Genomic DNA, 8,667 nt, shown 5'->3' on the forward strand with positions numbered 1-8,667 from the left:
TGTGGCACACACGGAAGGGAATGAGGTATCAACCGGACGACGTATGTCGGCCGCTTGATTACTTCATATAATATTATGTTTTAATCAACGATACCGTTGACGGCATGACGTTGACATTACTTCGCCATCTCCATTGCCATGGCACGTTTGACCTTTGATACCGATCCCGTGGATACATTGACCAGTTTAGCAACACCACGGACACTGGCACCGGTCTTAAGGTGCTTTTTGATGCGATTGATTTTGTAATCACTGAGACCGGGGCGACCCAATTTTTGTCCCTGAGCTTTGGCTCTTTCCAACCCAGCGTGAATTCGGTTTTTGATGATGCCACGTTCGAACTCGGCGAAGACCGACAATAACTGGAAGAGCATACGTGATGACGGTGAGTTTACCGTGTTGATACCCTGTTGGTGAATGAACAGATCAGCACCCTGATCATGGACTTCGTTCAGGAACATCACGAGGTCTTGCAAACTCCGACCCAACCGATCTACCGACCACGACATCACCACGTCGATCTCACCGCGTGTAATGGCCGTATGAAGACGGTCGAATGCAGGACGGTCACCACGGCCCTTGCCACCACTGATACCGCGATCTTCGAATACTTCGGTCACGGTCCATCCTTGACGCTCAGCGATACGTTGAAGTTCGATGGTCTGGTTATCGGTCGTCTGACGGTTAGTCGAGACCCTGACGTAAATAGCGGCTCGAATGATTGCGATGGTGCATCTCCTGAATGTTCATAAATCAAATGTTTGACGGACGCCGAAATTCGGATCAGACGAAATGGCGGTTTTGAGCCAAAATGACGATCACGATGAAGCTAGTGTTTTATGGACGGTGATCACGACGGTAAAGGTAACGCTAACCAGTGACGGTCCCGGTCGCAAAAATTGCAACTATTGCATCTTTTTCCATCGTGTCCGTTCATACGCATCATGAATCGCATCAACGACATCTGCATCGTCGATTTCGATGGCATTTAACACCGCCGTTAATACCGCCTCAACGTCGGATAACGATGTTCCTGCTACAATGCTCTTGTGACCGTTGATGGCTACCGTCTGTGATGAATATTTCAACGTGACATAATACTGGCCTTCGTGCTGCCACCACCATAGACGTAACGGAACGTCGAGGTAATGCTCTTTGCCGCCATTGTAACGACGGCGTTTTAGTATATAGGCTTCGCCTTGTTGAGCCAATTTACATGCGTCTATTTGCTGTGTTAGCGAGTTCTCGAAAACATCAACGGGGTCACGACGTGGTGTTGTAGATAATGGTTTTGTTTGGTTTGAAAAGATGAGTGAAATCATTAAAAAGCATCCTTGGTCATTACATCAAATGCTAACTTACAAATCAGATTTGTCAAATTTGGTGCTGGTTTGCAACTACATGAAAAGCTCTGCAAAAAGTCAAATGTAGAGTCCATTCAATAACTTCCGTGCAAATTATCATGGTGAGTTTTCATGACTTGAAACTATACTCGCGATTTCCTATTCCTGCTTTTTTTGAGAGAATCCAAAACATAAACAAATAGGAATTAATTGAAGCTTTATTCCTATTTCCCAATCAATATGTAGCTGAACTTCAAAAAACATTTCAAATGGGTTATGTGAGTAAAAGCCGATGTATGGAACATGCGGAAGTAAACAGATGACGTCCACGTCGGTCAAGAATGGCTCGGTATGTAAAATACACAACGACCCCGTTGAAAAAACAACGAGGTCGCAGAAATAGCAGAATAGCAAATCGCAATTACGATGTTATTGTCGAACTCGGAAGAAATCAGGCTTGGTATCCAGCAAATTCAGCAAATTCATGCCTTCTTCGCAGTCATTGAACCAAACTTCGATATTTACATAGTCCTTCCACATGCGGAGCATGTCAGAACAGAACTGGTCCATGTCATTGCTGTGCATTAATGATGAAACGGCTACAGATGACATATGCGGTAATAAGTCCAACAGTCGATCAAGTCGTGCTGCGTCCAAATCAATACCGAGGCAATATTTGAAGTCATCGAAGTTTGGCTTTTTTGATGGCGTAAAAGCATTGAGACTGGTCATATCATTTGCTCCTCAAACGAATTCGTTATTGTATTGAAGGTAAGGTCGATACTTCGGGCTTCTGACAGACCGACAGAGATTACACAGTCCCAAATGATCGCAGTGATACCGTCAGATTCGAACTGGGCAAAAGGTCTGTTCTGCAACGCCTCAACCGTTCCCTCACCAAACCCGTTTTGAATGATAATGTGACCCACGACTTCAAGCTTATATATTGGGAAAACATCATCGCCCGTTTTTCTTATTTTTAGATCAGTTGCGAAGATGTGGTGTTCATTGCAAACAATTTTTGGGCAAAATAACGGGTTCGGAACATATCCTTGAGGAATCGTGCCGGATATCTTTACTGGCAGGACAGTCAGACAGGTCATGCCAACACCTCGCTGTGAATGCGAGTGATGTAAGTCTCTAGGCAATTACGCAAATCACCATCGGTTGTCTCCGCTAAACATTCCTGTAAATAGCCGAACAGACTGTTGTAGGCGTCCCTGCTGGGTTCATGGCAGCTATATCGCAAACTCGCCATGTAGGAGCGGCTTTTACCCATTTTTCTGCTCATGTCAGCAGCATCAGCCAAGTAATAATTAGCACGCAGGAATTCGAATACTTCCTCATGCAAAGGTAAGTTTTCAACTTTGATTATCATCGAAATCTCCATGGTTGTTAATTCATCATGGCTATTTATCAATGTTGAACTCAGATGTTGTTCATCCCGGATAAATAAAGGGGAACATCAGTAAAGGAAACCAACATGAGATGTCGCGAAATTACCTACGAACAAGAACAACCCACACCACCACTAGAACAGGTCTACCAGTTCAGTATTGTGATCTTAGCTCGGAGTGCGACCCGGCTGTCGCCATTTAGAATGGACAAAGTTGAAGTCCATTTTCCATGCCTGAACGCAATTGTTGGGAATGTGCGACAATTGATGTTGAAAGGGCTTGGGGACACCAGCCAGCTACTTCATGTGATTGTAGACGTAGCGATGTTTCATGAGGATGAGATGCAAGCCATGAATGAGATTCTGGCTGCTTCAACGGTCGATATTATGGGGATTGATGGCACGCTCAATTTGGTTGAACCGCAGATCAGCTTGGTCGGAAATCGGGGCGAGTGGATTTAGTTCCGAGGAAATCGAAAAATAGCAAATCGCATTTGCATGCCGGATAAAACCTGCTAAAGAAAACCATCGCAAAAATAGGAGTGGTTTTCTTTAGCATGATTGGTCATAAAATCCGTCAGCACCGGACAGAACTTTCAATCAGTCAAGCGGCACTGGCGGCGGAATTCTCGATCACTGTAGAAGCCCTTCGCAATATTGAAAAAGACATCGGCACGATCCAAACGCTGCAAACTGTTTTGAGTGGTCTCGAATTGGAATTGACCGGACTGCCGTTGATCGAAGGACTGGGTGAACAACTCAAATCAATCCGACAAAGCCGGAAACATTCACAGCGTCATGTTTGTGAAATGACCGGCCTGACGCAACCAACCTTGATCAATTTGGAAAAAGGTCGCGGCCGATTGTCGTCATTTTATGCGGTGCTGACGTTCTATAAAACATCCTTGTCCGTGCGAAAACAACGGCGGTTGCACTATAAACAAGGGGCTACAAACTCTTGGAATACATCAAAAGACTTCCTTGAAAAAATTTATGCAGTGATCCCGGTGTTCGACCTCGACCCCGCGACCAACGCAGATAGTTATGTGGTTGCTGAAACCCACTTTTACGAAGAACATGACGGCCTGAAACAGCCTCGGAACGCCAAGAATGTTTATCTAAATCCGCCTTATTCAACGCTGGGAACGTGGGTTGCAAAGGCCCATGAGGAATTTTATAACGGCAATGCCGAAACCATCGTCGCTTTGCTGCCGTGCCGAACGAACACCGAGTATTTTCATACACTGATCACGCCATCTGCTGACGTGTTGTTCATCCAGAAACGTCTACGATTTGGTGAAGCACGCCAGCAGGCCCCTTTTGCGTCTATGCTGGTGGTTTGGTCACGGACGAACATCATTGATGAGTTCGCTAAAGTCATCACCGGAACCATTCTCCGTAAACATGAAATCGCAGCCGTAGCCGAATAGCAACTGCATCAAATGCTCATTTGATTCCAATTTTACAGTTCAGTTTTTCATTTTCTATTTCATTACTTAAACGAGTTTATGCTACCTTTCCTGCACCTGAATAATGTGAAGAAAAAACAGAGGATTGGGCGTGGAACTTTCCGAAACGGACGTCGAAACAAAAATCATCATTCCGGCACTGAAAAAGGCCGGATGGGACATCAAGACGCAGATCAAGCAGCAGACACCGCTAACCGATGGTCGCATCGTCGTGCGGGGCAATATGACTGCCCGTGGGCCAAAAAAGTTCGCCGATATCGTCCTTTATCACAAAGCCAACATCCCACTCGCCTGCATCGAAGTTAAAAAACAGAAATTCGCCGTCGGTAAAGGCATGCAGCAGGCTCTGGGTTATCTGGAATGCCGGGAACTGCTGGACGTTCCTTTCGCTTTTTCCACCAACGGCAAAAGCTTCCTGTGTCACGATAAAACCCTGTCATCGGGCAAACTGGAAACCGAGCTTACCATTGACCAATTCCCGTCCCCGCAAGACCTTTGGGCGAAATACAAGGCCCATAAAGGGATTGCTGATGAAGCTGCCGATATTGTGGAGCAGGATTATTATGACGATGGTTCTGGCAAGGCCCCGCGTTATTACCAGTCGCTCGCGATCAATAAAACGGTAGAGGCCATTGCAAACGCTCAGGACCGTATCCTGTTGGTTATGGCGACGGGCACGGGCAAGACCTATACCGCCTTTCAGATCATCTGGCGTCTTTGGAAGTCCAAGACCAAGAAACGCATCTTGTTTTTAGCAGACCGCAATATCTTGGTGGACCAAACGAAGCAGCAGGATTTCTCCCCCTTTGGCGATAAAATGACCAAAATCCAGAAACGGATGGTCGATAAGTCTTACGAGATTTATCTGTCGCTCTATCAGGCCGCAACAGGCAGTGAAGAAGAAAAGAAAATCTTCAAACAATTCTCCCCCGATTTCTTCGATCTGATCATCATTGATGAATGCCATCGTGGCTCGGCGTCCGAAGCATCTGCTTGGCGTGAGATTTTGGATCATTTTAGCTCGGCCACCCACATCGGCCTGACAGCAACACCGAAGGAAACCAAAGACGTTTCCAACATCGCCTACTTCGGGGACCCGATTTACACCTATTCGCTGAAACAGGGCATCAATGATGGCTTTTTGGCCCCTTATAAGGTCATCAAGTTCGATTTAGACAAAGACCTAGAAGGCTTCACCCCCGAAGAAGGCCAGCTTGATAAAAACGGCAATCTGATTGAGCAACGCACCTATAACCAGCGGGATTTTGACCACACACTGGTGCTGGAACAACGCACCGAACTGGTCGCCCAGAAGGTCGTGGAATATCTCAAGCAGACCAACCCGTTTGATAAAACCATCATCTTCTGTCAAGACATCGACCACGCTGAACGCATGCGTCAGGCCATCGCGAATGCATGCCCGGACCGTATGTTTGAAAACAGCCGTTATGTCATGCGGATTACAGGCGACAGCCCCGAAGGCAAGGCCGAGCTTGATAACTTCATCCATCCCGAAGAACGCTATCCCGTGATCGCCACCACCTCCAAGCTGATGACTACGGGGGTGGATGCCAAGACCTGTAAACTGATTGTGCTGGATCAACGCATCCAGTCCATGACCGAGTTTAAGCAAATTATCGGACGGGGCACGAGGGTGAATGAGGAGTTCGGAAAACGATATTTTACCATCATGGACTTCAAAAAAGCGACCGAGCTTTTCTACGATCCCAAGTTCGACGGCATCCCTGAACAGATCATTGATGGGGAGACATGGACGCCAACGGGCGAGACACCCGATGACGACAGCACGGTTGAAATCGAGGGTGAAGACATTCCGGTTGATGATCTGGACTGGGAAGAAGACGAGACCGGAACCGACGACGGGGAAGACACAGGCGGCAACAGCGGTGAAGGCCGCACCAAATATTACGTCAATAACGTCGCGGTGGAAGTCGTTGGTCGGCGTATTGAATACCTCGATGCCGATAACAACCTGATCACCGAAAGCTTGGAAGATTACACCCGCAAAAGCGTAATGAAACAATTTGCCTCCCTAGATGATTTCCTCAAACGTTGGAATGAGGCGGAGAAAAAATCCGCTATCATCGAAGAACTCACCGCCCAAGGCATCATCCTTGATGCCCTGCGTGCCGAAATCCCCAATGGGGAGTCTATGGGGGCGTTCGATCTGATCTGTCACGTCGCCTACGGCCAACCACCGCTCACACGTCGTGAGAGGGCGGAGAACGTCAAGAAACGTAATTACTTCGCCCGATACGAAGATAAAGCCCGTGCCGTCTTAGAAGGACTGCTGGACAAATATGCAGACCAAGGGCTAAACACCTTGGAAGATCGCCGGGTGTTGCAACTCCACCCGCTCAACTCATTCGGCTCCCCGGTGGAGATCATTCGTGATGTGTTTGGCGGTAAGGACAACTACGCCCATGCGATTATTGAATTAGAACAAGAAATCTTCAAGCAAGGCTAATAACTCATGGGTAACGTTTCCGGCATTATTAAATCCATCCAAGACATCATGCGTAAAGACGTGGGCGTAGATGGGGATGCCCAACGCATCGGGCAATTGGTCTGGATGTTCTTCCTGAAAATCGTTGATGACCGCGAAGCCGAGCAGGAATTGCTTGATGATGATTTCCAATCCCCCTTGCCGGACCGTCTGCGGTGGTGCAACTGGGCCAAAGATAGCGAGGGCATGACGGGGGACGAACTTCAAAGCTTCGTGGATACAGACCTGTTCCCCACCACCCTGACGGAGCTACCGACCACCGCTGGGCCGCAAGCTGTGGTGATCCGCAATGTCTTTCAGGATGCCTACAACTATATGAAGTCCGGCACGTTGATGCGTCAGGTCATCAACAAGATTAACGAGATCGATTTTAACAGCACCGAAGATCGCCATATGTTCGGCGACATCTATGAGCAAATCCTCAAAGACTTGCAATCGGCTGGCAACGCAGGGGAGTTCTATACTCCACGGGCGGTGACTCAGTTTATGGTCGATATGGTAGACCCGCTTTTGGACGATAAAGTGCTTGATCCGGCATGTGGCACAGGCGGGTTTCTGGCCTGTGCGATTGATCATAAACGCCGGAAATATGAAAAAAGTGCCGAGGATCGCACCACCATCAATGGTTCCATCTATGGGGTGGAAAAAAAGGCACTGCCGCACCTGCTGGCGACCACCAACATGATCTTGCATGGGATCGACGTGCCGACCAACATTCGCCACGATAATACGCTGAATAAATCCTACAGTGATTATGGCCCCAAAGACCGCGTCGAAGTCATCCTGACCAACCCGCCCTTTGGTGGCATGGAAGAAGACGGTATCGAAAACAACTTCCCCGCCACATTCAGAACGCGGGAAACCGCCGATCTGTTTTTGGTGCTGATCATCAATCTGTTGAAAAAAGATGGTCGGGCCGCCGTGGTCCTGCCGGACGGCACGCTCTTTGGCGAGGGGATCAAGACCCGCATCAAGGAAAAATTGCTTAGCGAATGTAATCTCCATACCATCGTGCGGCTGCCCAATGGGGTGTTCAACCCTTATACGGGCATTAAAACCAACATCCTGTTCTTCGATAAAGGCACGAAGACCGAGAGCGTCTGGTATTACGAACATCCTTACCCGGAAGGCGTCAAAAGCTACAACAAAACCAAGCCCATGCGGATTGAGGAATTCGAGCCGGAAAAAGCATGGTGGAATAACCGTGTTGAAAACGAATTCGCATGGCAGGTTCCGGTTCAGCAGATCATCGACAATAATTATAATCTTGATATTTCAAACCCGAATGTGGTGGATGCCGAACATACCCCACCGTCTGTTCTGTTGAAGAAGTTCGAGGCGAACCAAGAAGCGATGATGAAGACGCAAGAGCAGTTGAAAGCCATTCTCGCCGAAGCCCTGAGCAATGGTGACGGAGCGTAATCGTCATGGATAAGGACATCTTCTTCGCCCAATTCGGACATCTAGCTCAGGGGCCGGGTGGGATTAAAAAATTGCGTGATCTGATCTTGCAATTAGCGGTTCAGGGGAAGCTCGTAGAGCAGGACCCAAATGATGAAACTGTTGATCTGTTATTGGATCAAATTGAAGCGTATAGAGATGACTTGGTTCGCGAGAAGAAAATACGCAAAAGCAAACCATTCCTAGAGGTAATGGAAGATGAAGCCTATTTTGCGATCCCTACTACATGGAAATGGTGTCGTTTTGGTGAATTAGGCGATTGGGGTGCAGGTGCAACTCCAAACAGGAAACAATCAACATTCTATGGCGGATCAACTCCATGGTTTAAATCTGGTGAATTGACTGGTGGAGTTGTTGGACCCGTCCCCTAAAACTGGAGAGCACCTTCTCCATTTAGGCGGCGTTCAATTCAAACTGCATTGGACTTATGTTTCCCAGATATGAATGTCGGCGTTTGGGATTGTAAAATCG

General features: G+C 47.7%; 10 protein-coding genes. 5 read left to right on the forward strand and 5 right to left on the reverse strand.

Going from position 1 to position 8,667, the window contains the following annotated elements; genetic code table 11:
- Positions 1–116: 116 nt before the first annotated feature.
- From IEW74_RS16620 to IEW74_RS17745, 5 genes are all read right to left on the reverse strand, one after another.
- Complete coding sequence (locus IEW74_RS16620) at positions 117–728, reverse strand: recombinase family protein (protein ID WP_308419109.1); 612 nt, start codon at positions 726–728, stop codon at positions 117–119.
- A gap of 177 nt (positions 729–905) precedes the next feature.
- Positions 906–1,322: a hypothetical protein gene (locus IEW74_RS16625; protein WP_188667214.1), complete on the reverse strand. Its 417-nt coding sequence runs from the start codon at positions 1,320–1,322 to the stop codon at positions 906–908.
- Positions 1,323–1,772: 450 nt separating this feature from the next.
- Positions 1,773–2,075, reverse strand: coding sequence for a hypothetical protein (locus IEW74_RS16630; RefSeq protein ID WP_188667216.1), 303 nt, complete (start codon positions 2,073–2,075; stop codon positions 1,773–1,775).
- Positions 2,072–2,446 carry a hypothetical protein gene (locus IEW74_RS16635; protein WP_188667217.1) on the reverse strand — a complete coding sequence of 125 codons (375 nt, stop codon included), beginning with the start codon at positions 2,444–2,446 and terminating at the stop codon, positions 2,072–2,074. Before IEW74_RS16635 ends, IEW74_RS16630 begins: the two co-directional genes overlap by 4 nt.
- Positions 2,443–2,733 carry a DUF6626 family protein gene (locus tag IEW74_RS17745; protein ID WP_506016870.1) on the reverse strand — a complete coding sequence of 97 codons (291 nt, stop codon included), beginning with the start codon at positions 2,731–2,733 and terminating at the stop codon, positions 2,443–2,445. Before IEW74_RS17745 ends, IEW74_RS16635 begins: the two co-directional genes overlap by 4 nt.
- Before the next feature lie 93 nt (positions 2,734–2,826).
- On the opposite strand from IEW74_RS17745, the gene IEW74_RS16645 reads away from it, so the two are divergent.
- The 5 genes from IEW74_RS16645 to IEW74_RS16665 all read left to right on the forward strand — a co-directional run bounded on the left by IEW74_RS16645 (position 2,827) and on the right by IEW74_RS16665 (position 8,567).
- Entirely contained in the window at positions 2,827–3,201 is a 375-nt protein-coding gene (locus IEW74_RS16645) for a hypothetical protein (RefSeq protein ID WP_188667221.1), read from the forward strand.
- Between the two features lie 95 nt (positions 3,202–3,296).
- Entirely contained in the window at positions 3,297–4,169 is an 873-nt protein-coding gene (locus tag IEW74_RS16650; protein ID WP_188667223.1) for a DNA N-6-adenine-methyltransferase, read from the forward strand.
- A 130-nt stretch (positions 4,170–4,299) separates the two neighbouring features.
- Positions 4,300–6,696, forward strand: coding sequence for an EcoAI/FtnUII family type I restriction enzme subunit R (hsdR, locus tag IEW74_RS16655; protein ID WP_229734398.1), 2,397 nt, complete (start codon positions 4,300–4,302; stop codon positions 6,694–6,696).
- Positions 6,697–6,702: 6 nt separating this feature from the next.
- Entirely contained in the window at positions 6,703–8,157 is a 1,455-nt protein-coding gene (locus IEW74_RS16660; RefSeq protein WP_188667226.1) for an N-6 DNA methylase, read from the forward strand.
- Positions 8,158–8,162: 5 nt separating this feature from the next.
- Complete coding sequence (locus IEW74_RS16665; RefSeq protein WP_188667228.1) at positions 8,163–8,567, forward strand: restriction endonuclease subunit S domain-containing protein; 405 nt, start codon at positions 8,163–8,165, stop codon at positions 8,565–8,567.
- Positions 8,568–8,667 lie beyond the last annotated feature (100 nt).

The organism is Terasakiella brassicae, from assembly GCF_014641495.1.
GTDB lineage: Bacteria > Pseudomonadota > Alphaproteobacteria > Rhodospirillales > Terasakiellaceae > Terasakiella > Terasakiella brassicae.